This is a genomic window from Nonomuraea insulae, assembly GCF_042656245.1.
Genome location: NZ_JBHSPA010000045.1, coordinates 381,434 through 405,968, shown reverse-complemented (window position 1 = coordinate 405,968; position 24,535 = coordinate 381,434). Strand labels below are relative to the sequence as shown.

Below are 24,535 nucleotides of genomic sequence, written 5' to 3'. Positions count from 1 at the left end.
CCATCCGCGGACGACAGAAACGCCCGCCAGGCTCACCCGTGAAACCGCTGGAAGCGCGGGGGAACGCTCAGCGCAGGACCTTGCGGAAGAACGTGGCCGACGCCTCGTAGCCGAGCGCGTGATAGAACTCCGGCGCCCGCCGCGTCGCCATCGCCACGTAACCGGCCTCGCGCGAGCGGGCCCACCGCTCGAACTCCTCCAGCAGCGAACGCCCGACCCCCTGCCGCCGCGCCCCCGACTGGACCATGGCCTCCTCCACCCAGGCGACCGGCCCGTTGGCGAACAACGTCAGATGGACGAACCCCAGCAGGTAACCTCGCACACGCCCGCCCACCACGGCCGCGAGCAGCAGGGCGTCGTCGTTGGCCAGCAACGCGGGCAGGGCGGCGTCGAAGGCCTCGCGCTCGGGCCTGAAGGTCAGGCCGAACTCACGGGCCAGCGCGAACACCTCCTCCGCGTCCGCCTTCTCCGCCTTCCTGATCAGAAGATCGTCAGCCGTCATGAGCAACGACACTAGATCGTCCCGCCCGGCCTGCGCAAACCTGCGCGTTCACAGGTCACCGAGCCCGAGCTGGCGGGCGATGAGCATGCGCTGCACCTCGCTCGTGCCCTCCCCGATCTCCAGCACCTTGGCGTCGCGGTAGAAGCGGCCGACGGGGAACTCGTTCATGAACCCGTACCCGCCGAACACCTGCGTCGCGTCCCGCGCGTTGTCCATCGCGGCGTCGGAGGCGACCAGCTTGGCGATCGCCGCCTCCTTCTTGAACGGCACCCCGGCCAGCATCTTCTCGGCCGCGTGATAGTAGGCCAGGCGCGCGGTGTGCGTCCTGACCTCCATGTCAGCGATCTTGAACTGCATGGCCTGGTAGTGGCCGATCGGGTGGCCGAACGCCTTGCGTTCCCTGACGTACTTCAGGCACTCGTCCACACAGCCCTGCGCCAGCCCCACGCTGAGGGCCGCGATCGCGACGCGGCCCTCGTCGAGCGTCTGCAGGAACTGCGCGTAGCCGCGGCCGCGCTCGCCCAGGAGGTTGCCCGCGGGCACGCGGCAGTCGGTGAAGGCCAGCTCGCGGGTGTCGGAGGCGTTCCAGCCGACCTTGGAGTATTTCTTGGAGACCGTGAATCCGGGCGTGCCGCTCGGCACGAGGATCGTGGAGATCTCCCGTTCGCCGGTGAGCGCGGCCACGGCGACGACGCCGGTGATGTCGGTGCCGGAGTTCGTGATGAACGCTTTCGTACCGTTGATCACCCATTCGCCGCCGTCGAGCACGGCCGTGCTGCGCATCCCGCCCGGCACGTCGGACCCGCCGCCCGGCTCCGTCAGGCCGAACGCGCCCAGCAGCTCGCCCGAGGCCATCCTGGGCAGCCAGGTCTCGCGTTGTTCCTGCGTGCCGAACCTGAAGATCGGCATCGCGCCCAGCGAGACGGCCGCCTCCAGGGTGATCGCCACGCTGGAGTCCACCCTGGCCAGCTCCTCCAGGGCCAGGCAGAGGGCGAAGTAGTCGCCGCCCATGCCGCCGTACTCCTCGGGGAACGGCAGGCCGAACAGCCCCATCGTGCCCATCTGCCGCACGATGTCGTACGGGAACTCCTCGCGCTCGTAGAAGTCGCCGATCACCGGCGCGACCACCTCGCGGGCGAACGCCTCGACGGTTTTGCGCAGCTCTTCGTACTCGTCGTTGAGCATGTCTCAGCCTTTCGAAAGCGCCTGTACGACGCGGGACGGGCTGGGCCGGCCGAGCAGGTCCGCCAGCCAGGTGCTGGTGGCCACGAGCTTGCCCAGGTCGAGCCCGGTCTCGATGCCGAGCCCGCGGAGCATCCAGACCAGGTCTTCCGTGGCGAGGTTGCCGGTGGCGGACTCGGCGTACGGGCAGCCGCCGATGCCGCCCGTGGAGGCGTCGATCGTGCTCACCCCGGCCCTCAGCGCGGCCAGGGTGTTGGCCAGCGCCTGCCCGTAGGTGTCGTGGAAGTGCACGGCGAGCCGCTCCGGCGTGCGGAAGGCCTCGATCAGGGCGGTCACGTGCCCCGGCGTGCCGACGCCGATCGTGTCGCCGAGCGACAGCTCGTAGCAGCCGAGCCCGAGCAGCCGCTCCCCGACCGCGACCACCTGCGCGATCGGCGTGGGCCCCTCCCAGGGGTCGCCGAAGCACATCGACACGTACGCCCGCACCCTGATCCCGCTGTCCAGGGCCCTGGCCACGACCGGTTCGAACATCTCGAACTGGCTCTCCAGGCTGCGGTTGAGGTTCTTCGCGGCGAACGTCTCCGTCGCGCTGGCGAAGATCGCGATCTCGTCCACGCCCAGGTCGAGCGCCCGGCCGAGGCCGCGCGCGTTGGGCACCAGGACCGGGTAGCGCACGCCCGGCTTCCTGTGCAGCCTGGTGAGGAGCTCCTCGGCGTCGGCGAGCTGCGGCACCCACTTCGGATGGACGAAGCTGGTCGCCTCGATCACCTTGTGCCCCGCGCCCGCGAGCCGGTCGATGAACTCGGCCTTCACCTCGACGGGCACGATCGCGGACTCGTTCTGCAGACCGTCGCGCGGGCCGACCTCGTAGATCGTGACCTGGTGCGGAAGATCTCGCATGGGGTACGGCATCACGCCTCCTCGGCACTGACCACTGGACTGGCCACTGGACTGACCACGGCCAGGACGGCGTCCATGTCGACCGGCTGTCCCGCGCGCACGGGCAGCTCGGAGACCACGCCGTCGCACGGGGCGGTGACCGTGTGCTCCATCTTCATCGCCTCCACGACGACCAGCGGCTGCCCCTCGCTCACCTGCTCGCCCTGCTGCGCCTTGACCAGCAGGACCGTGCCGGGCATGGGGCTCCTGACCACGCCGTCGCCCGCCGCCGCGGCCCCCGGGCGGTCGCCAGGGTCGCCGATGAGGTGCCGGGTGAACGACCAGGACGCGCCGTCCTTGCCGAGCCAGAGCGTGTCGCCGTCGCGTACGCGAAGATAACGCTCGGTACGCCCGCCGATCGTGACGCCCAGGTCCTCGCCGAGCCTGATCCGCGCCGGCACCACTTCGCCATTTATCTGGACTTCGGCGGATTCTTCAGGCAACCCACGGACCTGGACCGGATGGGCCCCGTCCCTCGACTCCAGCCGCCACGTCGTCCACGCCCGCTCCCCCACCCGCCACCCGTCGGTGACCTCCCAGGGGTCGTCGCCCTGGGGCAGGGCGTGGAAGACGAGCGCCGCCGCGACGAGCACCGCCTCCGGCACCTCGATGTCCGGCACCAGCTCGGGCAGCACCCGCTCGACCAGGCCCGTGTCCAGCTCGCCCGCCCGGACGGCCGGATGCGTGGTCAACGCCCGCAGGAACGGGATGTTGGTGACCACGCCCAGGACCGTGGTCCGGCCGAGCGCCTGGTCGAGCGATCGCAGCGCCGACGCCCTGTCCGGCCCCCAGGCGACGACCTTGGAGAGCATCGGGTCGAACTCGCTCCCCACGACCCCGCCCTCGACCAGCCCCGAGTCCACGCGGACGACCACACGCCCATCGTGACCCGCGGCGCCGGGAGCCGCCGCGTCGCCGGGCTCGCGCAGGACCAGCACCCGGCCGCCCGTCGGCAGGAAGCCGCGCGCGGGGTCCTCGGCGTACACGCGGGCCTCCACCGCGTGCCCGTCGAGCCGCACGTCCTGCTGCCCGAACGGCAGCCGCTCCCCCGCCGCCACCCTGAGCTGCAGCTCCACCAGGTCGAGGCCGGTCACCAGCTCCGTGACGGGATGCTCCACCTGCAGCCGGGTGTTCATCTCCATGAAGTGGTAGGCCCCGGTCGTCCCGTCCACGATGAACTCGACCGTGCCCGCCCCCACGTATCCGACCGCGCGGGCCGCCTCCACCGCCGCCGCTCCCATGCGGGCGCGCGTCTCGGGGCTCACGAAGGGGGACGGCGCCTCCTCGATGATCTTCTGGTGCCGGCGCTGCAGGCTGCATTCGCGCTCGCCCAGGTGGACGACGTTCCCGTGGGTGTCGGCCAGCACCTGGATCTCGATGTGGCGCGGGTTCTCGACGTATCGCTCGATCAGCAGCGTGCCGTCGCCGAACGCCGCCAGGGCCGTGCGCCGGGCCGACTCGATGGCGCCGGGCAGCTCGGCCGCCGACCGTACCAGCACCATGCCCTTGCCCCCGCCGCCGGCGGACGGCTTGATCAGGGCGGGGAAGTCGCGCCAGCCCTCCAGCTCGGTACTGCCCGGCACCACGGGCACCCCGGCGGCCGACACGGTGGCCTTGGCGCGGATCTTGTCGCCCATCGCGTCGATGGCCTGCGCGGGTGGCCCGACGAACACCAGCCCGGCCTCCGCGCAGCGCCGCGCGAACGCGCCGTTCTCGGCGAGAAACCCATACCCCGGATGTACGGCTTGCGCCCCCGAATCCCGAGCCGCCCCCACAATCGCCTCAATATCCAGATATTTCGGCACCTCAAGGGCAATGTCCGCTTCGCGCACATGCCTGGCCCCCGCGTCGGACGGCGTGTGCACGGCCACCGACGTGATGCCGAGCGACCGCAGCGTACGCGCGATCCGCACGGCGATCTCACCCCTGTTGGCGATCAGAACCCGGTCGAACCCCTGCGGGGGGCCGGCCCCCCGCATTCCCCCCGAAAGCTCGGCGCGTCGCGCGTTTTCCCTTGCTCGCTTCATCGCTCGCTCACATCCGGAAGACGCCGTAACCGGCGGGTTCGAGCGGCGCGTTGGCCGCCGCGGACAACGCCAGGCCCAGAACGGTGCGGGTGTCGAGCGGATCGATCACGCCGTCGTCCCAGAGCCTGGCCGTGGAGTAGTACGGATTGCCCTGGTGCTCGTACTGTTCCCTGATCGCGTCGGGATCGGCGTCGCCGACGGTCGTGAGCACGTTCGCGGCCTGCTCGCCCCCCATGACCGAGATGCGGGCGTTCGGCCACATCCACAGGAACCTGGGCGAGTACGCCCGCCCCGCCATCGCGTAGTTCCCCGCCCCGAACGACCCCCCGATCACCACCGTGAACTTGGGCACCCGCGCGCACGCCACGGCCGTCACCATCTTGGCCCCGTGCTTGGCGATCCCGCCCGCCTCGTAGGCCTTGCCGACCATGAAGCCGCTGATGTTCTGCAGGAAGAGAAGAGGGATGCGCCGCTGGTCGCACAGCTCGATGAAGTGGGCGCCCTTCATGGCCGACTCGCCGAACAGGATGCCGTTGTTGGCCAGGATGCCCACCGGGTGGCCGTGCACGTGGGCGAAGCCGGTCACGAGCGTCGAGCCGTATTCGGCCTTGAACTCCAGGAACCGCGACCCGTCCACGATCCTGGCGATCACCTCGCGCACGTCATAGGGCCGGCGGGTGTCGGCGGGGACGATCCCATACAGGTCGCGGGGGTCGTGGCGGGGCGGCTCCGGCGCGATCGTCTCCCAGGGGCGCTCCGCGCGCGGGGCCAGCGTGGAGACGATGTCGCGGACGATGGCCAGCGCGTGCGCGTCGTCCTCGGCCAGGTGATCGGTGACGCCGCTGACGCGCGCGTGCAGGTCGCCGCCGCCCAGCTCCTCGGCCGTGACCTCCTCGCCGGTGGCCGCCTTCACAAGGGGCGGGCCGCCCAGGAAGATCGTGCCCTGGCCGCGCACGATGACCGCCTCGTCGCTCATCGCCGGCACGTACGCGCCTCCTGCCGTGCACGAGCCGAGCACGGCGGCGATCTGCGGGATGCCGCGCGCCGACATCGTGGCCTGGTTGTAGAAGATGCGGCCGAAGTGCTCGCGGTCGGGGAACACCTCGTCCTGCCTGGGCAGGAAGGCTCCGCCTGAGTCCACGAGATAGACGCACGGCAGGCGGTTGAGCAGCGCCACCTCCTGCGCGCGCAGGTGCTTCTTGACCGTGATCGGGTAGTACGTGCCGCCCTTCACGGTGGCGTCGTTGGCCACGATCACGCACTCGCGGCCGGCCACCCGGCCGACGCCGGTGATGATGCCCGCGGCGGGCGCTTGGTCGTCGTACAGGCCGTTCGCCGCCAGCGGCGAGAGCTCCAGGAAGCGGGAGCCCGGGTCGAGCAGGCCGTCCACCCGGTCGCGCGGCAGCAGCTTGCCGCGCTCGACGTGGCGCCGCCGCGACCGCTCGGGGCCGCCGAGCGCGGCGGTGGCCAGGCGGTCGAGCAGCTCGGCGGCAAGCCGCTCGTTGAGCTCGGCGTTGCGCTTGTGCGCTTCGTCCCCAGGCTCGGCGGCCGATTTCAGCACCGGCCAATCGCTACTCATAGGTCCAGATGTTAGTCACCATTAACCTCATCGTCTAGCATGTGAGACGTGACCAGCGTCTCCGCCCCATCTACCCGCAACCGGCGCAACAGGCGCGCGGAGATCCTGGAGGCGGCCGCCCGGCTGTTCGCGGCGCGCGGCTTCCACGGCGTCTCGATCGAGGACATCGGCGGCGCGGTCGGGGTCTCGGGCCCCGCGCTCTACCGGCACTTCGACGGCAAGGACGCGCTGCTGTCGGAGATGTTGCTGGACGTCAGCTCGCGGCTGAGAGAGTCGGCCGGCGCGGTCGTCACCTCCTCCCCCGGCCCCCAGGAGACCCTCGACGCGCTGCTCAACGTGCAGATCACGTTCTCGATCGAGCAGCCGGCGCTGATCACGGTGCACGACAGGGAGCTGGGCAACGTGCCGGAGCCGGCGCGGCGGCAGATCAGGCGGCTGCAGCGGCTCTACGTCGAGGAGTGGGTGACGGTGCTGGCCGAACTGCATCCCGCGTGCCCCGCGGCCCGGCTGCGGGCGGCCACGCACGCGGTGTTCGGGCTGCTCAACTCGACGCCGCACAGCGCCGGGGAGTTGCCGGCGCAGGACATGCGGCCGCTGCTGCACGCGATGGCCCGGGCCGCCATCATCGCCTCTGTTAAGGCTCGCTAACTTCCAGCCGTCTTCATCGATGGGCCTTGTTGGGTCAACTATCTAGATATATCGTCGCCATATCTCGATAGTTGGAGGCAATCATGCGCGAACCCGACTTCTGGGACGCTCCCCCGCCGCCGCCGTTCCCACCCGGACCGCCAGGAGCGCCGCCACCACCGCCGTTCCCACCGGGACCACCCGGAGCGCCGCCGGGGCCCGCGTTCCACGGAGGGCCGCCGCCCCACCACTTCGACATCCACTGGGAGACGGCCGCGCCCCGGATCCGCCGCGGCGACGTCAGAGCCGCGCTGCTGGCGCTGCTGCACGAGGGACCGCGGAACGGCTACCAGATGATCCAGGGCATCGAGGGGCGCAGCCGCGGCGTGTGGCGGCCCAGCCCGGGATCGGTCTATCCGGCGCTGCAGCAGCTCGAGGACGAGGGCCTGGTGGCCGCCGACGAGGCGGGCGGGAGCCGTACGTACCGGCTGACAGAACAGGGCCGCGAGCAGGCGGCCAGGCACGCGGACGACGCGCCATGGGAGGAGGTCGCCCGCACGGTCCCCGAGGACCAGCACGAACTGCGCCTGCTCTGGGCCCAGCTCAACGAGGCCTTCTCCCACCTGGTCCGCACGGGCAGCGACCAGCAGCTCGCGGAGGCCAAGAAACTGATCAAGCAGACCCGCAAGTCCGTCTTCCAGATCCTCGCGGAGGACTGATGAGCGAGGACGCGGCGATCACCGTACGCGGGCTGAAGAAGACCTACGGCAAGGTCGAGGCCGTCAAGGGCGTCGACTTCGAGGTGCGCCCCGGCGAGGTCTTCGGCTTCCTCGGCCCGAACGGCGCCGGCAAGACCACCACCATCAGCATGCTCTGCACCCTGGTCAACCCCACCGGCGGCAGCGCCGCGGTCGCGGGGCACGACGTGGTCAAGGAGCGCGACGAGGTACGCAGGAACATCGGCCTCGTCTTCCAGGACCCCACGCTCGACGGCTACCTCAGCGCCGAGCAGAACCTGCGCTTCCACGCCGAACTGTACGGCGTCCCGAAGAGCGTGGTCGGCGACCGCATCCGGCAGGTCATGGAGATGGTCGCGCTGTGGGACCGCAAGGACGCCAAGGTGATGACGTTCTCCGGCGGCATGAAGCGGCGGCTGGAGATCGCCCGCGGACTGCTGCACTCACCGCGCGTGTTGTTCCTCGACGAGCCCACCGTCGGCCTCGACCCGCAGACCCGCTCGGCCATCTGGGGGTATATCAACCAGCTCAGGCTCCTGGAGGACATCACCATCTTCATGACCACCCACTACATGGACGAGGCCGAGTACTGCGACCGGATCGCGATCATCGATCACGGTCAGGTCGTCGTCATCGACTCGCCCGAGGCGCTCAAGGCCAGCGTCGGCAAGGACCGCGTGCAGATCCAGACCGCCGACGACGCGGAGGCGATCAAGGCGTTACGTGAGCGGTTCGGGCTGGAGGCGGCCGTGCGCGAGGGCGCGGTGACGTTCGCGGTGGCCTCCGGCGAGGAGTTCGTGCCGAAGTTGTTCGCCGAGCTCGGGATGCCGATCAAGTCCGTCAGCGTCTCACGTCCGTCCCTCGACGACGTGTTCATGTCCTACACCGGCTCCACGATCCGCGACGCCGAGACCGGCGCCGACAACATGACGTGGATGAGAGCGATGGCGAGGCGGTAGTCATGGCTACAGAGGCCATCAGCGTCCGGGTGCCCGTCCGCAGCGCCGGGCACGACGTCCGGGCGATCAAGATCGTGCTTCATCGCGAGATGCTGCGGTTCGTCAACGACCGCACCCGCATGTTGTCGATGCTCATGCAGCCCGTGCTGTGGCTGTTCGTCATGGGCACGGGGCTCGGGTCGCTGGTACAGGGCTCCATCCCCGGCATCGACTACCGGACGTTCATGTATCCCGGCATGATCTCCATGACCGTGATCATGACCGGCATGTTCTCGGCCGGGTCCATCGTGTGGGACCGCGAGTTCGGCTTCCTCAGGGAGATGCTGGTCGCGCCCGTCTCACGAGGGGCGATCGTGGTCGGCAAGTGTCTGGGCGGGGCCATCGTGGCCACCGGGCAGGGCATCGTCATCCTCGCGATGGCGGGGCTGGTGGGGGTGCCGTACTCACCGCCGCTGCTCCTCACGCTGCTGGCGGAGATGTTCCTGGCGGCGTTCACGATCACGGCGTTCGGCGTCATGCTGGCCGCCCGGATGAAGAACATGCAGACCTTCTTCGGGCTCATGCAGATGGCGATCATGCCGATGATGTTCCTGTCGGGGGCGATGTTCCCGCTGGCGAACCTCCCCTCCTGGCTGCACGTCCTCACCGTGATCAACCCGATGACGTACGCGGTCGACCCGATGCGGCAGGCCGTCTTCTCCCACCTGAACGTGCCCGCCCAGGTCGACGCGGTGCTCAATCCCGGGGTGCTCTGGTTCACCTACCAGGTTCCGGTGGCCCTGGAGCTCGGGATCGTGGCCGCGCTCGGGGCTCTGCTGCTGGCGGTGGGGGTTGCGGAGTTCAGACGAGCGGAATAGGACTGGCTTTCGCATCTGACTGCGAGCGATCATGTACGGACGGTAGCTTTCCCGATGTGCCGCGCGGCTCGTCCCCTTCTCCCTCCGTACGCAAGGAGCGCACCCGATGTTGGACCTCGAAGAGAAGTACCTTGACCTGGAAGTCCGGGTGAAGGCCCTTGAGGCCACTACAGTGAGCGGCGTGCCCAAGCAGAGCATCGCCGCCCGCTTCGATACGCAATACGAGCGCATCTCCGAAGTCGGGATGAACATCAACTCGAAGATCGAGCGTGAAGTCGGCGCGCTCAGGCTCGACATGAAGGCGCGTTTCGCCGCCGTCGACGAACGTCTCGGCGAGCGCTTCGCCGAGGTGGACGAGCGCTTCACCGAGGTCGATGGCCGCCTCAAGCTGCTCCAGACGGAGCTCACCAAGGTGACGGAGATCGTGCAGACGATCCACAACGACAGCGGCCTCCGCGACCTCAGGATCGACAAGCTCGAAGGGCGGCTCGACACGCATGACGAGCGCTTCGACCGACTCGAGGCCATCCTCGTCCGGATCGACGCCAAGCTGCCCGACCAGCAGCCCAACTGAGCACGTATCCAGAGACGAAGGCCCGGGGTGGTGTCCCCCGGGCCTCGTCCGGTTGTCAGCGCCTCACGCGGACGTAGTCGCTGCGGCTGCCGTCGCCGTAGGTGTCCTCGTCACCGCCGAACACGAACTTCCAGCGGCCCGAGTTCCAGGCCTTGACCTTGGTGTAGAGCCGGCCGCTGTCACCTGACCGGGTCGTCTTGACGTACTGCCACTTCTTGGAGCCGAGCGGCTTGAAGTACAGGCCGACCTTGCCCGCGTACCCTTCCCAGGAGCCTTCGTCGTCGATCTGCAGCGCGCCCCTGAACCTCAGGTACTTGCCGCGCTTGACCGGCTCCGGGTAGGCGTTGAACTTGATCAACCGGGTGTCCGCCTTGTCCTCCTCGGGCGGCGGGGCGGGCTGGTTGACGCGTACCCAGTCGGCGTCGCTGACCGAGCCGTTGACGCCGCGGGCGCCCCGGTACTCGGCGCGCCACCAGCCGGAGGTCTCGGCGGTGGCCGAGGCGCGGAAGCGGCCGTGGCGGCCGGTCACGTCGCTGGTGACGTACTCCCACCTGCGTGAGTCGTCCGCCTTGAAGAAGACGGACACGCGCTGGCCGGACAGGCCGTCTCGGCCCTCGACGCGCAGGGCGCCGGAGAAGGAGAGCCGGTCGCCCTTGTCCACGGGCTCGGGACGGGCGTCGAAGCCGACGATGCGGCTGCCCAGGTTGGCGCGCTTGACGTCCACGCGGTCGGTGTCGCTGACGGAGGCCCTGGCGGCGCCGGTGGCCGCGAAGTCGGCGCGCCACCAGCCGGTGGCGTCGGCGCGTACGCGTGCGCCGAACCAGCCGCCACGCCCGGTCGTCGCCTTGGTGACCTCGCGGTAGTTGTCGGAGCCGCGCTCACGGAAGGTGACGGAGACGCTCTGTCCGTCGTAGCCCTTGCCGTCGGCCAGGAGCCGGCCGGAGACGCGGATGGTGTCGCCCTTGTCGACCAGATCGGGGTTGGCGTCGAAGTCGACGATCTTGGTGGAGAGGGCCTTGACGACGTCGAACGTGCCGGACTTGGCGGCGTCGCCGTCACCGTGCCCGGTGGCGGTGAAGTTCCACTTGCCGGCGGCGCCCGCGCCGAAGGACTTGGTGCCGGTCCACTTCAGGCCGCCGGTGACGGTCGACGACGTGACGGGGACCGTGTCTCCGTTTAGCTTGAGATCGGCGGTGGCCGCGTTCGTCGTGGTGAAGGTGAAGGTGACGCTGACGTCGTTGTCGAAGACGACGACCGGAGGGGCCGGGCTGATGCCCACTTCGCTGATGGTGGGGGCGGCTGCCGCCGTCGCGGTGGCGGGGGCCGAGGCGAATGCCCCGGCGCCCAGTGCGAGGGCGAGGGCTGCGACACGAGTGCGTTGTAACATGCGGGTTCCTTTCTGGAGACCCCATTGGTTCAACGCGGCATTGAGGGTGCCACGTGTGTCCTCCCAGTAGACGTGCCTGCCGCCGGGAAAGTTGAGGATTCTGACAAACAGTTATAGTCAGGGGTCAAACGGACCGCTCCACAACATCTCACCGGTGTCCGGCAGACGTCAGAGCCGATCAAAGACATAATCGATGGGTGGCGCGCGACACTGTTGAGACTCATTTCACCCAGGCGGTTGCGACACTTGAGGTGGGCCCGGCGCGAGATCCGGGGCTGCCGGTCCACGCGGGCACGTCCCTGACCGGCGAGCAGTGCCGCACGTTGTTCAGGCGGCAGCTCGACAGCCGCCTGCTCGACATCGCGGCCCGCTGGCTGCGCGGGCAGGACGAGGGCTACTACACGATCGGCTCCGCCGGTCACGAGGGCAACGCGGCCGTGGCCGCCGCCCTGCGGCCCGGCGACCCCGCCCTGCTCCACTACCGCTCCGGGGCCTTCTACCTGACCCGTTCCGAGCAGGCCGGGCGGCTGCCCGAGCAGGGCATCCGCGACGTGCTGATGGGCCTGACCGCCGCTTCCGACGAGCCCATCGCGGGCGGCCGGCACAAGGTGTTCGGCCATCCCGACCTGGCCGTCATCCCGCAGACCTCCACGATCGCCAGTCATCTGCCCAGGGCCGTGGGCGTGGCCTTCGCCATCGAGCGGGCGCGGGCGCTGGGGGTTCGCAGTGCCTGGCCGGAGGACGCGGTCGCGGTGTGCAGCTTCGGCGACGCCTCGATCAACCACGCCAGCGCCCTGTCCGGCTTCAACACCGCCGCCTACGCCACGTTCCAGGGGCAGGGCGTGCCGGTGTTGTTCGTGTGCGAGGACAACGGCATCGGCATCAGCGTCCGCACACCCCAGGGGTGGGTGGAGGCGGCCGCGCGGCGTCCCGGCATCGAATACTTCGCCGCCGACGGCTGCGACCTGACCGCCGCGTACGACGCCGCTCTGCGTGCCGTCGATCACGTACGCGAGCGCCGCTCCCCCGCGTTCCTGCACCTGTCCACGGTGCGGCTGATGGGGCACGCCGGGTCCGACGTCGAGTCGGCGTACCGCACCCAGCGCGAGCTCAGGGCCGACCTGGAGCGCGACCCGCTGGTGCGCACGGCGGCGCTGCTGGTGGAGGCCGGGCTGGAGACGCCGGAAGAGCTGCTCAAGATCTACGAGCGCACGCGCGAGCACGTGCTGCTGATCGCCCAGGAGACGACGCGCAGCCCGCGGCTGGGCTCGGCCAAGGAGGTCATGGAGCCGATCGCGCCGCGCAGGCCCGAGCTGATCGCCAAGATCGCCCCGATGGCGGCCCCGGCGGCGGTCAGGGAGAAGGCGTTCGCCGGCGCGCTGCCCGAGAACGACAAGCCGATGACGCTCTCGCAGTCCATCAACCGCACGCTCGCCGACGCGCTCGCCGTCTATCCGGAGATGACGGTGTTCGGGGAGGACGTCGCCAAGAAGGGCGGCGTGTACGGCGTGACCAGGGGGTTGCAGAAGCGGTTCGGGGCGGGGCGGGTGTTCGACACGCTGCTCGACGAGCAGGCCATCCTGGGGCTGGCGCTCGGCTCCGGGGTGTCGCGGCTGCTGCCCGTGCCCGAGATCCAATATCTCGCCTACCTGCACAACGCGCTCGACCAGATCCGCGGCGAGGCGGCCACGTTGTCGTTCTTCTCTCGCGGCGCCTACACCAATCCGATGGTGGTGCGGGTGGCCGGCTACGCCTACCAGAAGGGGTTCGGCGGGCACTTCCACAACGACAACGCGGTGGCCGCGCTGCGTGACATCCCCGGGCTGGTCATCGCCTCGCCGGCGCGGCCCGACGACGCCTCTGGCATGTTGCGCACGTGCCTGGCGGCGGCCCGTACCGCGGGTTCCGTGTGTGTGTTCCTGGAGCCGATCGCGCTCTACCACACGCGCGACCTGTTCGACGAAGGCGACGGCGGGTGGGTGGCGCCGTACGCGCCGCCCTCGCGGTGGCCGGAGACGCACGTGCCGATCGGGCGGGCGCGCTCCTACGGCGACGGGCGCGACCTGACGATCGTGACCTACGGCAACGGGCTGCGCATGAGCCTGCGGGCCGCGGTGCGGCTGACCCAGGAGGGGTACGGCTGCCGCGTCCTCGACCTGCGCTGGCTGGCGCCGCTGCCGATGGAGGACCTGCTGCGGGCGGCCGAGCTGACCGGCAAGGTCCTGGTCGCCGACGAGACCCGGCACACCGGTGGGGTGTCCGAGGGCATCGTGGCCGAGTTGGTCGACGCCGGGTTCGCCGGGGCCATCGCGCGGGTCACCTCCGCCGACAGCTTCATTCCGCTCGGTGGGGCGGCCGATCATGTGCTGTTGTCGGAGGAGGAGATCGAGCAGGCGGCTCGCAAGCTACTGGGTTGATCTCGTCATCGGCCGGCTGGGTCGGTCAGCTGGGTCGACCGGCTGGGTCGGTCAGCTGGGTCGGTCGGCTGGGCTACTGGGCCGACTTGGCGACTGCGCCTCTTATGCAGGTGGGCTTGGACCAGGCGACCGTGGAGTTCTCGGAGATGCGCAAGGGGACGCCCACCAGGAAGCAGTAGCCGCTGTCCGGGGACAGGCCCGCGACGCGGGTCGAGGTGGTGCCCTGGCCCAGGGCGGTGATGGCCTGTTCGCCCTTCTTGATCGGGGAGCGCTGGAGGACCACCGGGTACTCGCGGGACGATGCCGGGAGGGTCCACCTCAGCTCCACCAGGGCGCCCTGATCCGCTGTCACCTTGAGCTGGCGGGGGGCCAGGGCTGCTACGTCCTGGTCCGCTATGGGGGTGTCGGCTTCGGGCTGCTGGGAGGTCGTGGTGCTCGGGTGGGTGGTCTTCGGCGGGAGCGACAGGTAGACGGCCAGGGCCGTGCCTCCGATCGCCACCACCGCCACCGCGCCGCCGATCACGATGCCGTTCCTGACACGTTTCGACCCTTGGCCGGCGGCCGCGTGCGCCCCGCTCCGCCGCCCATCGTCTCGCCGGCCCGGCGCCGCATAGGCGTCCTGCGGGCCGGCCATGGGGCCCTGGCCGACGGGGTAGGCGCCGGGCGCGCCGGTGGGCTGAGTGCTGGGGCCGTAACCGGTGGGAGGCGTGCCGGTGCTGGTGCTGGGGCCGTAACCGGTGGGGGGCGTGCCGGTGCTGGTCGGAGGGAGGTGCTGGCCTGTCGCCGGGAAGGCGCCACTGCTCGGGGGAAGGTGCTGGCCCGTGGCCGGGAAGGCGCCGGACGGGGGGACGTGGTGGCCCGTCGCCGGGAGGGCGTTGGCGCCTGGAGAGGCGTGGTGGCCCGTGGCGGGGAAGGGGGTGCCTGGGGACGGGACGAAGGTTTCCTGGAGTGGGGCGGAACCGCCGTCGGCGGGGTCGGGGCGGGGGACCGTGGACATCGCGGGGCCGGGGCCGGGGTCCTGGCCGACGAGGTCCGTCACCGAGAGGCCCAGGTCCGCCTGGATGGCCTGCAGATGGCGGGCGAACTCGCGGGCGGAGCCGTACCGGAGCTCGGGTTGTTTGGACATGGCCCTGAGGACCGTCTCGAAGACCACCTGGGGCATGTCAGGGCGGTTGATGGGCGGCGGTTCGAGGCTGAGGACGCGGTACATCAGGGGCGCGATCGAGGGGTCCGCCGGGTTGTGGAAGGCGGGTTGGCCGGCCAGGAGGTGGTAGAGGGTCGAGCCGAGCGAGTAGATGTCGGTCGAGGAGGAGTGGGGCTGGCCGGTGAGGACTTCGGGGGCGGCGTGCAGGGGGGTGAAGGCCTGCGAGGTGGCGGAGATCTCCGAGGAGTCCACGACTCTGGCGACGCCGAAGTCGGCGATGGCGAGTTCGCCGTACCGGGAGATGAGGATGTTCTGCGGCTTGATGTCGCCGTGCAGGACCCCGGCCTCGTGTACGGCGGCCAGCGCGCCGGCCAGCTTGACCCCGGCGCGCAGGACGTCGGGCACCGGCAGCGGGCCCTCCTTGCGGATCTTGTCGCGCAGGGAGCCGTTCTCGAAGAAGTCCATCGCGATGTACGGCTTGCCGGAGCTGGTCACGCCGGTGTCGAAGACGGTCACGACGTTCGGGTGGCCGGTGAGGCGACCCGTGAGCTGGAGTTCGCGCTGGAAGCGGCGCATCGTGCGCTGGTCCACCCGGTCCACGGACAGGACCTTGAGCGCCACGACCCGGTCGAGGCGCTCCTGGTAGGCGCGGTACACGACGGCGAATCCGCCCTGGCCGGCCTGATCGAGTACCCGGTAACCGGGCGCGTCCTCGACTGGCAGCACTGCACTCCCCCTTGTTGCTGTGGAGTGTAGTGGGAAATTTCGGGACTAGAGCGGGTTCATGAGGTATGCACCGAACACCACGGAGACCACGGACACCAGCAGGAAGAAGAACACGTAGAAGCCGCCGGGCAGGACCGTCAGCCGGGCGAGCTGGTCGGCGTCGGAGTCCCTGGCCTGCCGCCGGCTCCGCTTGCGCTGCAGCTCGATGATCGGCCGGATCCCGCCGAACAGCAGGAACCACGCCGCGACCAGGGCGACGACCTGCTGGACGTCGGCGGGCGCGTACATGATCAGGGCGAACACGGCGCCGCCGGTGACGAGGAGGATCAGCGCGCCGTACAGGTTGCGGATCAGCAGCAACATGCAGACCAGGAGCAGCAGCACGCCCCAGATCAATAACGTGATGAGCCCCTGCTCGGTCATCCACGCGGCGCCCAGCCCCAGCAGCGGGGGCGCCAGGTAGCCCGCGAGCGCGGTCAGGACCATGCCGGGGCCGGTGGGCCTGCCCCTGGTCAGCGTCACGCCGGAGGTGTCGGAGTGCAGGCGGATGCCTTCGAGCTTGCGCCGGGTGAACAGCGCCATCAGCGCGTGGCCGCCCTCGTGGGCGATCGTGATCAGGCCCCTGGACACCTGCCAGGGCATGCGGAAACCGACGATCACCAGCGCGGCGAGAGCCGAGACCCCCACGACCCAGGGGTCGGGGTCAGGCTGAACCTTGATCAGGTGCGCCCAGAAGTTGTCCATCGAGGAGAAACCCTAACCGGTCCACCGGCTTCCTGGGGTTGAGAGTTTCCTATGAAAGCCTGGGGCGCAGGCCGTCGAGCGCCAGGCTCAGGACGTGGTCGAGCTGTCCCGGCCCGGTGAAGTGGACCATGGTGATGCCCGCGACGAGCCGCAGGACGTCGTCGAAGCTCGCGTCAGGCCGGACGGCGCCCGCCTCCTGGGCGTGCCGCAGCAGGGGCTCGCCGACCGCGTGGATCGCCGCGCGGCCGCTGTGGAAGTGCCGGTAGAGCGTTCCGATGCCGACCTGCGCGCGCCGGGCGATCCCCTCCAGCGACGCATAATTACCGGAGGTACCCCTCCGATTAAGAAAGGGCATCCCCATGGAACTCGGACTTCACACCCAGAACTTCACCTGGCCGGGCGGGGGCGCGCGGATCGCCCCCACATTGGTGCGGATAGCTCAGACGGCGGAGTCGGCGGGCATCACCCGGCTGACCGTCATGGACCACGTGTGGCAGATCGGCGTGGTCGGGCCGCCCGAGGACGACATGCTGGAGCCGTACACCGCGCTCGGTTTCCTGGCGGCCCACACCGAGCGGGTCCTGCTGCACACGCTGGTAACCGGCGTGGTCTACCGGGAGCCCGGCCTGCTCGCCAAGTCCGTCACGACGCTCGACGTGCTGTCCGGCGGCCGCGCCGGGCTCGGCATCGGGGCGGCCTGGAACGAGGAGGAGGCGCGCGGGCTCGGCCTGCCGTTCCCGCCGCTCGCCGAACGCTTCGAGCGACTGGAGGAGACCCTCCAGATCTGCCTGCAGATGTGGAGCGGCGAGCAGAAGGCGTACGAAGGAGCGCACTACCGGCTCGAACGCACCCTGAACTCGCCGCAGAACCTCAGCAGGCCGCATCCGAAGATCATGATCGGTGGCGCCGGGGAGAAGAAGACGCTGCGCCTGGTCGCCAAGTACGCCGACGCCTGCAACATCTTCAACAGCCCCGAGGTCGGGCGGAAGCTCGACGTGCTGCGCGAGCACTGCGAGCGGGAGAAGCGCGACTACGACGAGATCGAGAAGACGACGGTCCTGACCATCGAGCCGTCCGACGAGGCCGGCGAGGTGCTGGAGCGGCTGCGCGCACTGCACGAGCACGGCTTCACCGCCGTGTACGTGACCGTCCGCGCCAACGACCCGATGCCCGTCCTCGACCTGCTGGGCACGGGGGTGATCCCCGAGATCTCCACCTGGTGACCTCCGGGTAGGGTCTGCGCCGTGGTATCAGACGAGCGGGTGCCGGACTGGTGGCGGGGGCTCGGGCTCCCCGGGCTGATCGACCTGCACGTGCACTTCCTGCCCGAGCGGATGGAGCGGCGGGTGTGGGAGCACTTCAACCGCGGCGGGCCGCTCATGGGGGGCGGGTGGGGGATCGTGTACGAGTGGCCGGTCGAACGACGGGTCGAGCGGCTGCGGGCGATGGGCGTACGAACGTTTCCCGCTCTCGCCTACGCCCACAAACCGGACATGGCGCGCGATCTCAATGCCTGGACCCTGGACTTCGCCCGCCGTACACCCGGATGCCTCCCGTCGGCGACCTTCTACCCCGAGCCTGGGGTGGTGGGGTACGTGCGGCGGGCGCTGGAGGACGGGGCCAGGATCTTCAAGGTGCATCTTCAGGTGGGCGGGTTCGATCCGCGGGCGGCCGAGCTGGACGAGGTGTGGGGGCTGCTGGCGGAGGCCGGGGTGCCGGTGGTGGTGCACGCGAGTTCGGTGCCCGTACCGAGCGGGTTCCTCGGGGCGGAGCCGATCGGCGGGGTGCTGCGGCGGCATCCGGCGCTGCGGGTGGTGATCGCGCATCTGGGGATGCCGGAATACGGCCCGTTCTTCGAACTGGCCGCGCGTTACGAGCGGGTGGCGCTGGACACGACGATGGCGTTCACCGACTTCAGCGAGCGGGGCATGCCGTTCCCCGCCCGGCTGCTGCCCGCGCTGCGTGATCTCGGCCTGGCGGGGAAGGTGGTGCTCGGCAGTGACTTCCCCACCATTCCCTACCCCTATGCCCATCAGCTCGAAGCTCTGGCCAGGCTCGGCCTCGGCGACGCCTGGTTGCGGGCTGTGTGCTGGGACAACGGTTCGGCCATGGTCTGATAGGGGGGTGAACGATCGGTACGTGGCGCTCATCAGCGCTTTCTACGACGCTCTGGGGACCGCGGACTACGCGGCCATGGAGCGCTGTTACCACCCTGAGGTCAGCTTCGGCGATCCCATCTTCCAGGAGATCGAGGGGCGCGACAGGGTGATGAGAATGTGGCGGCTGCAGCTCGGCGTACGCGACGGGCTGAAGTCCGAATACCGTGACGTGACGGCCGACGAGTTCAGCGGCACCGCGCACTGGACCGCCCGCTACACCTTCTCCAGCACGGGGCGCGAGGTCGTCAACGAGATCGACGCGCTGTTCAGGTTCGAGGACGACCTGATCGTGCGCCACCACGACGAGTTCGACTTCAAGCGGTGGTCGAAGATGGCACTGGGCAGACCGCACGGACTGCTGTTCGGCTGGACGCCCATGTGGCGCAAGAGCATCAGGGACCGCGCGACGCAGCAGCTCAACGAGTTCAGTCCGTCATAGTCGCTTGGGGAGGGCCGATGGCCAGGGTGAAGGGGTTCAGGCGCAGCGGGGACGTACGCGAGGAAGCGCCGGAACACTCGATGGACCCGCGTGCCGCGGAGGAGCCCCCCTACCGGCCCACGGTCATCGACAACGCCATCTACCAGAACGGCGAGCGGGTCGACAATCCCGGCTCGCTCGCCGACGCCTTCGAACGCCTCAAGCAGATGCCGGACGCCATGGCCTGGATCGGGCTCTACCGGCCGAAGGAGTGGGAGCTGGTCAAACTCGGCGAGGAGTTCGAGCTGCACGAACTGGCGCTGGAGGACGCCATCGTCGGCTCCCAGCGGCCGAAGGCCGACCGCTACGGCGACACCCTGTTCGTGGTGCTGCGGGCCGCGCGCTACCTGGATGAGGTGGAGGAGGTCGCGTTCGGCGAGCTGCACGTCTTCGTCGGCCCCAACTTCGTCATCACCGTACGCCACGCCGAGGCCCCCGACCTGCAGGGCGTGCGCAAGCGCATGGAATCCGACCCCGACCTGCTGCGGCAGGGCCCGCAGGCCGTCCTGTACGCCATCCTCGACGCCGTGGTCGACGGCTACGCCCCGGTGGTGGCCGGGCTGCAGAAGGACATCGAGGAGATCGAGGTCGAGGTCTTCAGCGGCGACCCGTCGGTGTCGCGGCGCGTGTACGAGCTGTCCGGCGAGGTGATCGAGTTCCAGCGGGCCACGGCGCCCCTGGTCGGCATGATCCACGGGTTCATCGCGGGGGCGCGGAAATACGGGGTGGCCGAGGAGTTGCAGAGCTACCTGCGCGACGTGGCCGACCACGCGATCACGGTGACCGAGCGGATCTCCTCCTTCCGGCAGATGTTGCAGAACATCCTGATCGTCAACTCGACGCTGGTGACCCAGGCCCAGAACGCGGAGATGGCCCGCATGACCGAGGCCAGCATCCAGCAGGGCGAGGAGGTCAAGAAGATCTCCGCCTGGGCCGCCATCCTCTTCGCCCCCACGCTGGTGGGGACCATTTACGGAATGAACTTCGACTTCATGCCGGAGACGCACTGGGCGTTCGGCTACCCGTTCGCGATCGTGTTGATGGGGGTCGTCTGCCTGGTGCTCTACACGGTGTTCAAGCGCCGCGACTGGCTCTGACTACGGGGACCGACGTCGGCGGTTCCCGCATCACCCGGCCGCGGAACGGCTCCAGATACTCGCGCAGCGGCGCGGGCACGCGTTCGGCCGCGGCGGGCGCGTCCGGGACGACCTCCAGCTCGCCCCAGTGCACGGGCCAGGCGAAACGCCGGTCGACCGCCCACGTGAGGACCGCGGCCAGGTCGTCCTCCCGTCCGGGAGGGGCGATCACGACGCCGGGCGGCAGGGCGACGGCCCAGGTCTCATCGTCCAGCGCGAACGTGGGGTCGGGCTCGGGGTACATGTCCTTCCCGAAATCCTCCTCGTCCAGCATCAGGGGACGCGGCGCGGACGGCTGCCGCAACAACCTGAAGTCGCCGATCACCTCGCCGGAGTCGGCGCGCAGGAACCGCAGCACTTTCGTGCCCAGCACCACGAGCACGTCGTCGGCGCCCCAGTGCACTCCCGTGGCCCCGTCGGGCGCGTCGAAGGAGCGCAGCCTCTCGCCTGCCTCGTCGCCGAGCGACCAGATCTCGACGCGGCCCTCCACCGTCAGGCACGCGGCCTGCTCGCCGTCCGGACCCCACGTCCAGGGCCGCACGTCCAGGTCGTAGCTCGGCGACCGCGGCGCGACGTCGAGGTCGTAGCGGTGCCGTGCGGTTCTGTCCACGACTGCGACGTGGGAACCGCATTCGACGACCGCCAGCCGCGTGCTCCACGACATGAACGTCACCTTGCCGTACCCGGGACCCTCCGACACCCGCCGGCCGGTCAGCGCGTCCGCGATCACCAGGCGGCCGTCGTGGTGGAAGGCCAGGAGGCTTTCGTCCCGGCTCCATTCGGCCGGCTTGTGGTCACGGTCGCCCTCGGCCGTCCACGTGACGCGACCCGACGCGGGGTCGATCGAGCGGACCTGCCCGTTGTACAGGTGTCCGTAGAGCCGCCGCCCGTCCCGCGACCAGACGACCCTTTCGAAGACTTCGACGAACTCTTCCTCGGCCTCGTCCTCATCTTCGTCCTCATCCTCGTCCTGGTCGGCGTCCTGGTCGGCGTCTGACAGCGGCTTGATCCTGGCGTCGCCCGGCCACACCTCCCCGTCGTCGAGCGGGACGATGGCGCCGTGAGCGCCGGGATCGTCCTCCTGACGCACGTAGGCGCGCTCGCCGCCGGGCGCGAGGGCGAACGGGTCAGGGCGTCCCGAGTAGGTGAGGCGGGCGGTCCCGACGGGTTTGTTGTCCTCGCCGAACGGGTCCCAGACGCCCACGTTGTTCGACCTGTAGGCCAGGGCGATGCGTGACTCGTCCGCCGACCACTGGATGACCTCGCCGTAGCCGGGCCAGCCGATCCCGCCCACGATCCAGTCGATGACGTTGACGCACCGGCCGGTGGTCACCTCCCAGATCTGCAGGGTGGCTCCGCGGTCGTAGTCGTCGCCGCCGAAGTCGCCCACCGCCAGATACCGGCCGGACGGGCTGAGCGCCTGTGCGGTGATCTCGACCTGGTGGACGTCCGGATGGCGCAGCAGCGCGCCATGCTCACGGATCCGCTCGGTCGCGTACCGGTGCGCATCGGTCACACCGTGGCGACGCTCCAGGCCGGCGAGTGCGGCGCGCAGCGGAACAAGGTCGTGTTCCGGGGCGAACGCGGTCCAGTCCGCGGCCCGCAGCGCCTGCTCGAACGCTTCCCGTCCGATTCCGGGCGAGTCGGTGATCTTCATGACGAGTGATCGTACGCAGGGTCACCGACACTCGGACGCCCCTTCGTGACCACCGGCCGCCTTCCGCGGACGCGGCATTACGCAGTTCACGAAATTTCGGGCATGGCACAATCTGTCGCATGCCAAACCGGAATCCGGCTCTGGCCGTTGCCCTCATGCTGGTCGCGACGGGGTGCGGACTACTGCCTGAGAGCAAGGCCGCCCCACCGTCCCACTCCGCCGCCCCGCGGTCGAGCACCCCCGCCGCCGCTACGCCATCGCCCAGTGCGGCGCCGGTGCAGGCGCAGGCCCTCGCCGAGGCCCGCAGCACCATGACCGAGAACCTCAAGCTCGAGGTCGTCGGCCTCAACCGGGTCAAGGGCAAACACCTGGTCGTACAGATCCGCCTGACCAACACCGGCACGAAAAACCTGTCATGGACCGGCGAGATGGGCGACAACACCCGCCCGCTCGGCAAGATCAACTGGGCGTCCGGCATCGGCGTCCTCGACGCGGCGGCCCACACGTGGCTGCTGCCGTACCAGCCGGCCGGCTCACCATGCCTGTGCAGTGACCAGGACCGCGACGACCTGGGCTACTTCATCCACCCCAGCGAGTCGATCACCGTGTACGGCGTGCTGCCCGCCCCTTCGGGCAACCCCGCCACGACCACCGTCGTCACTCCCGTGGCCCCGCCCATGCTGAACGTGCCCATCAGCGACGACCCACCCGCCGGCGACTTCCCCGACCCCGACGCCGAGCCCGTCACCCCGGTCACCCGGCGCATCCTGCTGCCCTCCGAATCCCTGGACAAGTCGGAGGAGACCGCGGACGACGGGACGGACCTGCGGGTCAACCTCTCCTCCGACGTGCTGTTCGCCGTCGACAAGGCGACGCTCACCCGCCGGGCCCAGGCCGTCCTGGCCCGTACGGGCAAGCTCATCGACACCTCGCCGGCCACCGTGGTGAAGGTCGAGGGCCACGCCGACTCCTCCGGCAACGACGCCATCAACGACCCGCTCTCACAGCGTCGCGCCCAGGCGGTGCAGCGCGCGCTGACGGGGTTGCTGTCCCGCGAGGGCGTGCGCTTCCAGTCCCGCGGGTACGGCTCGCGCCGGCCTCTCTACAGCAACGACACCGAAGAGGGCAAACGCCGCAACCGCCGCGTGACCGTCACCTTCGCCAAGCCCACGTCCCAGCCGGCGGCCGCCTCGAACCCGCCCGCGCCGGACACAGGCGAACTCAAGGCGACCGGCAAGGCCGAGGGACAGCCGATCGCCATGGAGGTCACCGGGCTGCGCCGGTTGCCGGGCGGCCTGGGGCTCCTGACGTACACGATCGCCAACGAGGGCACGGCCGAGACCTGGTACAACGAGCTCCACCACGCGCAGGACTGGGAGAGCTACAAGTACCAGGCCGCCAGCAACGTCCGGCTGACCGACGCCGCCGCGCGCCGCCAGTACCTGCCCGGCCGTCTGCAGGTGCCCACCGATGACGGCGCGACCAACTACTGCGCCTGCACCGACGTCTCCGGCGTCCGCATCAGCACCGAGAAGTTCGCCCCGGGGCAGACCCGCACGTTCTGGGGCCTTTTCGCCCTCCCGGACAACGCCACGACCCTCAAGGTCAGCATCGCCTCCTTCCGCGACCTCGAGGTGCCTGTGCAGTGACGTGACGACCGGCCGGTCTGTGTGGTTGTACGAGTTATCCGGGTTGGGCGGCATGTCGCGGGGCGCGTACCTCGCGGAGCAGGCGGATCGCCAGTGCGACCAGGAAGACGTACTGGATGGCTGTGCCGATCACCAGCCGCAGGCTGAGGCTGTCCATGTCCGGCAGGGCGTCGACCACGATCACCGCCACCGGCGTGGCCACGCAGGCGGCGACCCAGCCACGCTCACGGAGAGCGGCGAAGCGGCGGGCCAGCACGACGCAGAAGGCGATCCACGCCAGGGCCGAGACGGCGAACCCGACCTCGTGCAGGACACCGTGCCAGCTCACCTGGCCGGGCGCGCCGAGCGGCGCGCCGGGCGGGAACCCCGCACCCGGGTCGGTGGTGAAGACGCCCGCCAGGATGAGTCTGGGCCGCCCACTGGTCGACAAGTTGGAAGGTTCCCAGCTCCACAACCTGAAGGAACTGCGACCCGGCTAAGCAGGTCGCTCTGAGGTAACACGGATCTTGTTTGTGTTCGATCCATGGCGGTCGGCTATCTTGCTGCTCGACAGAGACAAGTCCGGTAACTGGTCAGGTTGGTACCGACCGGCCATCCCCCGTGCCGAAGAACTGTATGAGAAATATCTGGCCGAACGCGAGGCGGAGGAGAAGGACCGATGACGGATTTTCCCAAGTGGAGCGACGTCCGTGCCGACATCGTGGCCGCCTCCGGCGGCGAGGAGGCCGTGGCTGAGGCTCGGCGGCGGAATCAGGCATACATCGACGGCTACCGGCTGGCAGAACGGCGTAAGAGCCTGGGCATGTCACAGACAGAGGTTGCCGACCTGATGGGGTGACGAAGAGCCGGGTCTCCCAGATCGAACGCGGCGAGGTGTCCACGGTGGAGGTAATCGCCCGCTACGTGCAGGCCCTCGGCGGGCAACTCCAGATCTCGGCCGTGTTCGGTGATGACCTGTACATCCTGCGCAGCACCGATACCCACGCCGCATAACTGGAAGACCTGGGTCGGCGCCCTCTTCAAACCCGCTCTGGCGCCAAATCGTCCATCGTTAC

General features: G+C 69.8%; 24 protein-coding genes and 1 pseudogene. 14 read left to right on the top strand and 11 right to left on the bottom strand.

Annotated elements, in window-relative coordinates; genetic code table 11:
• Positions 1 to 67 precede the first annotated feature (67 nt).
• Genes ACFPZ3_RS36250 through ACFPZ3_RS36230 form a run of 5 tightly spaced genes read right to left on the bottom strand, consistent with a single transcriptional unit; the run spans position 68 to position 6,229 of the window.
• Entirely contained in the window at positions 68 to 502 is a 435-nt protein-coding gene (locus tag ACFPZ3_RS36250; protein WP_379518834.1) for a GNAT family N-acetyltransferase, read from the bottom strand.
• 48 nt (positions 503 to 550) lie between these two features.
• Entirely contained in the window at positions 551 to 1,687 is a 1,137-nt protein-coding gene (locus ACFPZ3_RS36245; protein WP_379518833.1) for an acyl-CoA dehydrogenase family protein, read from the bottom strand.
• 3 nt (positions 1,688 to 1,690) lie between these two features.
• Complete coding sequence (locus tag ACFPZ3_RS36240; protein ID WP_379518832.1) at positions 1,691 to 2,596, bottom strand: hydroxymethylglutaryl-CoA lyase; 906 nt, start codon at positions 2,594 to 2,596, stop codon at positions 1,691 to 1,693.
• Positions 2,596 to 4,602, bottom strand: coding sequence for an ATP-binding protein (locus tag ACFPZ3_RS36235; protein ID WP_379518831.1), 2,007 nt, complete (start codon positions 4,600 to 4,602; stop codon positions 2,596 to 2,598). Before ACFPZ3_RS36235 ends, ACFPZ3_RS36240 begins: the two co-directional genes overlap by 1 nt.
• Before the next feature lie 55 nt (positions 4,603 to 4,657).
• Positions 4,658 to 6,229 carry a carboxyl transferase domain-containing protein gene (locus ACFPZ3_RS36230; RefSeq protein ID WP_379518830.1) on the bottom strand — a complete coding sequence of 524 codons (1,572 nt, stop codon included), beginning with the start codon at positions 6,227 to 6,229 and terminating at the stop codon, positions 4,658 to 4,660.
• A 48-nt stretch (positions 6,230 to 6,277) separates the two neighbouring features.
• Between ACFPZ3_RS36230 and ACFPZ3_RS36225 the strand changes: the two genes are divergently transcribed.
• From ACFPZ3_RS36225 to ACFPZ3_RS36205, 5 genes are all read left to right on the top strand, one after another.
• Positions 6,278 to 6,877: an SACE_7040 family transcriptional regulator gene (locus tag ACFPZ3_RS36225; protein ID WP_379518829.1), complete on the top strand. Its 600-nt coding sequence runs from the start codon at positions 6,278 to 6,280 to the stop codon at positions 6,875 to 6,877.
• A gap of 83 nt (positions 6,878 to 6,960) precedes the next feature.
• Positions 6,961 to 7,575 carry a PadR family transcriptional regulator gene (locus ACFPZ3_RS36220; protein WP_379518828.1) on the top strand — a complete coding sequence of 205 codons (615 nt, stop codon included), beginning with the start codon at positions 6,961 to 6,963 and terminating at the stop codon, positions 7,573 to 7,575.
• A complete protein-coding gene (locus ACFPZ3_RS36215) occupies positions 7,575 to 8,552 on the top strand; it encodes an ATP-binding cassette domain-containing protein (RefSeq protein ID WP_379518827.1) in 978 nt (325 codons plus the stop codon). Before ACFPZ3_RS36220 ends, ACFPZ3_RS36215 begins: the two co-directional genes overlap by 1 nt.
• Before the next feature lie 2 nt (positions 8,553 to 8,554).
• Positions 8,555 to 9,409, top strand: a complete 855-nt coding sequence (locus tag ACFPZ3_RS36210) for an ABC transporter permease (protein WP_379518826.1) — start codon at positions 8,555 to 8,557, stop codon at positions 9,407 to 9,409.
• A gap of 109 nt (positions 9,410 to 9,518) precedes the next feature.
• On the top strand, positions 9,519 to 9,983 hold the full coding sequence (locus ACFPZ3_RS36205) for a hypothetical protein (RefSeq protein ID WP_379518825.1): 465 nt from the start codon (positions 9,519 to 9,521) through the stop codon (positions 9,981 to 9,983).
• Between the two features lie 55 nt (positions 9,984 to 10,038).
• On the opposite strand, the gene ACFPZ3_RS36200 is transcribed toward ACFPZ3_RS36205, so the two are convergent.
• Positions 10,039 to 11,370, bottom strand: a complete 1,332-nt coding sequence (locus ACFPZ3_RS36200; RefSeq protein ID WP_379518824.1) for a hypothetical protein — start codon at positions 11,368 to 11,370, stop codon at positions 10,039 to 10,041.
• 197 nt (positions 11,371 to 11,567) lie between these two features.
• Here ACFPZ3_RS36200 and ACFPZ3_RS36195 point away from each other — a divergent pair, with 197 nt between their 5' ends.
• A complete protein-coding gene (locus ACFPZ3_RS36195) occupies positions 11,568 to 13,787 on the top strand; it encodes a dehydrogenase E1 component subunit alpha/beta (protein WP_379518823.1) in 2,220 nt (739 codons plus the stop codon).
• Positions 13,788 to 13,860: 73 nt separating this feature from the next.
• On the opposite strand, the gene ACFPZ3_RS36190 is transcribed toward ACFPZ3_RS36195, so the two are convergent.
• The 3 genes from ACFPZ3_RS36190 to ACFPZ3_RS36180 are packed head-to-tail and all read right to left on the bottom strand — an operon-like array spanning position 13,861 to position 16,756.
• Positions 13,861 to 15,657: a serine/threonine-protein kinase gene (locus ACFPZ3_RS36190; RefSeq protein WP_379518822.1), complete on the bottom strand. Its 1,797-nt coding sequence runs from the start codon at positions 15,655 to 15,657 to the stop codon at positions 13,861 to 13,863.
• Between the two features lie 45 nt (positions 15,658 to 15,702).
• Complete coding sequence (locus tag ACFPZ3_RS36185; protein ID WP_379518821.1) at positions 15,703 to 16,401, bottom strand: M50 family metallopeptidase; 699 nt, start codon at positions 16,399 to 16,401, stop codon at positions 15,703 to 15,705.
• Between the two features lie 49 nt (positions 16,402 to 16,450).
• On the bottom strand, positions 16,451 to 16,756 hold the full coding sequence (locus ACFPZ3_RS36180) for an SbtR family transcriptional regulator (RefSeq protein ID WP_379518820.1): 306 nt from the start codon (positions 16,754 to 16,756) through the stop codon (positions 16,451 to 16,453).
• A 4-nt stretch (positions 16,757 to 16,760) separates the two neighbouring features.
• Here ACFPZ3_RS36180 and ACFPZ3_RS36175 point away from each other — a divergent pair, with 4 nt between their 5' ends.
• Genes ACFPZ3_RS36175 through corA form a run of 4 tightly spaced genes read left to right on the top strand, consistent with a single transcriptional unit; the run spans position 16,761 to position 20,135 of the window.
• Positions 16,761 to 17,624, top strand: coding sequence for an LLM class F420-dependent oxidoreductase (locus ACFPZ3_RS36175; RefSeq protein WP_379518819.1), 864 nt, complete (start codon positions 16,761 to 16,763; stop codon positions 17,622 to 17,624).
• Between the two features lie 21 nt (positions 17,625 to 17,645).
• On the top strand, positions 17,646 to 18,518 hold the full coding sequence (locus tag ACFPZ3_RS36170; protein WP_379518818.1) for an amidohydrolase family protein: 873 nt from the start codon (positions 17,646 to 17,648) through the stop codon (positions 18,516 to 18,518).
• A gap of 7 nt (positions 18,519 to 18,525) precedes the next feature.
• Positions 18,526 to 18,999, top strand: a complete 474-nt coding sequence (locus ACFPZ3_RS36165) for a nuclear transport factor 2 family protein (protein ID WP_379518817.1) — start codon at positions 18,526 to 18,528, stop codon at positions 18,997 to 18,999.
• Positions 19,000 to 19,016: 17 nt separating this feature from the next.
• Complete coding sequence (corA, locus tag ACFPZ3_RS36160) at positions 19,017 to 20,135, top strand: magnesium/cobalt transporter CorA (protein WP_379518816.1); 1,119 nt, start codon at positions 19,017 to 19,019, stop codon at positions 20,133 to 20,135.
• Here the strand turns inward: corA and ACFPZ3_RS36155 are convergent.
• Complete coding sequence (locus ACFPZ3_RS36155; RefSeq protein WP_379518815.1) at positions 20,113 to 21,831, bottom strand: WD40 repeat domain-containing protein; 1,719 nt, start codon at positions 21,829 to 21,831, stop codon at positions 20,113 to 20,115. The genes corA and ACFPZ3_RS36155 overlap by 23 nt on opposite strands.
• Before the next feature lie 119 nt (positions 21,832 to 21,950).
• Here ACFPZ3_RS36155 and ACFPZ3_RS36150 point away from each other — a divergent pair, with 119 nt between their 5' ends.
• Positions 21,951 to 23,480 (top strand): OmpA family protein, encoded by a 1,530-nt coding sequence (locus ACFPZ3_RS36150; RefSeq protein WP_379518814.1) that lies wholly within the window; start codon positions 21,951 to 21,953, stop codon positions 23,478 to 23,480.
• A 34-nt stretch (positions 23,481 to 23,514) separates the two neighbouring features.
• Here the strand turns inward: ACFPZ3_RS36150 and ACFPZ3_RS36145 are convergent, their stop codons facing one another.
• Complete coding sequence (locus ACFPZ3_RS36145) at positions 23,515 to 23,910, bottom strand: DUF998 domain-containing protein (protein ID WP_379518813.1); 396 nt, start codon at positions 23,908 to 23,910, stop codon at positions 23,515 to 23,517.
• A 70-nt stretch (positions 23,911 to 23,980) separates the two neighbouring features.
• On the opposite strand from ACFPZ3_RS36145, the pseudogene ACFPZ3_RS36140 reads away from it, so the two are divergent.
• The 3 genes and pseudogenes from ACFPZ3_RS36140 to ACFPZ3_RS36130 form a co-directional block, all read left to right on the top strand.
• A pseudogene (locus tag ACFPZ3_RS36140) lies at positions 23,981 to 24,142 on the top strand (type II toxin-antitoxin system RelE/ParE family toxin); the annotation flags it as partial.
• Positions 24,139 to 24,318: a helix-turn-helix domain-containing protein gene (locus tag ACFPZ3_RS36135; RefSeq protein ID WP_379518812.1), complete on the top strand. Its 180-nt coding sequence runs from the start codon at positions 24,139 to 24,141 to the stop codon at positions 24,316 to 24,318. The pseudogene ACFPZ3_RS36140 and the gene ACFPZ3_RS36135, both read left to right, overlap by 4 nt.
• Entirely contained in the window at positions 24,315 to 24,473 is a 159-nt protein-coding gene (locus tag ACFPZ3_RS36130) for a hypothetical protein (RefSeq protein WP_379518811.1), read from the top strand. The genes ACFPZ3_RS36135 and ACFPZ3_RS36130 overlap by 4 nt, the downstream gene beginning before the upstream one ends.
• The last annotated feature ends 62 nt before the right edge of the window (positions 24,474 to 24,535 follow it).

What these genes read in the sequence shown, in the direction of transcription:
- ACFPZ3_RS36250 (WP_379518834.1), bottom strand. Translation starts at nt 502, where the DNA reads ATGACGGCTGACGATCTTCTGATCAGGAAGGCGGAGAAGGCGGACGCG.
- ACFPZ3_RS36245 (WP_379518833.1), bottom strand. Translation starts at nt 1,687, where the DNA reads ATGCTCAACGACGAGTACGAAGAGCTGCGCAAAACCGTCGAGGCGTTC.
- ACFPZ3_RS36240 (WP_379518832.1), bottom strand. Translation starts at nt 2,596, where the DNA reads ATGCCGTACCCCATGCGAGATCTTCCGCACCAGGTCACGATCTACGAG.
- ACFPZ3_RS36235 (WP_379518831.1), bottom strand. Translation starts at nt 4,602, where the DNA reads ATGCGGGGGGCCGGCCCCCCGCAGGGGTTCGACCGGGTTCTGATCGCC.
- ACFPZ3_RS36230 (WP_379518830.1), bottom strand. Translation starts at nt 6,229, where the DNA reads ATGAGTAGCGATTGGCCGGTGCTGAAATCGGCCGCCGAGCCTGGGGAC.
- ACFPZ3_RS36220 (WP_379518828.1), top strand. Translation starts at nt 6,961, where the DNA reads ATGCGCGAACCCGACTTCTGGGACGCTCCCCCGCCGCCGCCGTTCCCA.
- ACFPZ3_RS36215 (WP_379518827.1), top strand. Translation starts at nt 7,575, where the DNA reads ATGAGCGAGGACGCGGCGATCACCGTACGCGGGCTGAAGAAGACCTAC.
- ACFPZ3_RS36210 (WP_379518826.1), top strand. Translation starts at nt 8,555, where the DNA reads ATGGCTACAGAGGCCATCAGCGTCCGGGTGCCCGTCCGCAGCGCCGGG.
- ACFPZ3_RS36200 (WP_379518824.1), bottom strand. Translation starts at nt 11,370, where the DNA reads ATGTTACAACGCACTCGTGTCGCAGCCCTCGCCCTCGCACTGGGCGCC.
- ACFPZ3_RS36185 (WP_379518821.1), bottom strand. Translation starts at nt 16,401, where the DNA reads ATGGACAACTTCTGGGCGCACCTGATCAAGGTTCAGCCTGACCCCGAC.
- ACFPZ3_RS36180 (WP_379518820.1), bottom strand. Translation starts at nt 16,756, where the DNA reads ATGCCCTTTCTTAATCGGAGGGGTACCTCCGGTAATTATGCGTCGCTG.
- ACFPZ3_RS36175 (WP_379518819.1), top strand. Translation starts at nt 16,761, where the DNA reads ATGGAACTCGGACTTCACACCCAGAACTTCACCTGGCCGGGCGGGGGC.
- corA (WP_379518816.1), top strand. Translation starts at nt 19,017, where the DNA reads ATGGCCAGGGTGAAGGGGTTCAGGCGCAGCGGGGACGTACGCGAGGAA.
- ACFPZ3_RS36155 (WP_379518815.1), bottom strand. Translation starts at nt 21,831, where the DNA reads ATGAAGATCACCGACTCGCCCGGAATCGGACGGGAAGCGTTCGAGCAG.
- ACFPZ3_RS36150 (WP_379518814.1), top strand. Translation starts at nt 21,951, where the DNA reads ATGCCAAACCGGAATCCGGCTCTGGCCGTTGCCCTCATGCTGGTCGCG.
- ACFPZ3_RS36135 (WP_379518812.1), top strand. Translation starts at nt 24,139, where the DNA reads ATGACGGATTTTCCCAAGTGGAGCGACGTCCGTGCCGACATCGTGGCC.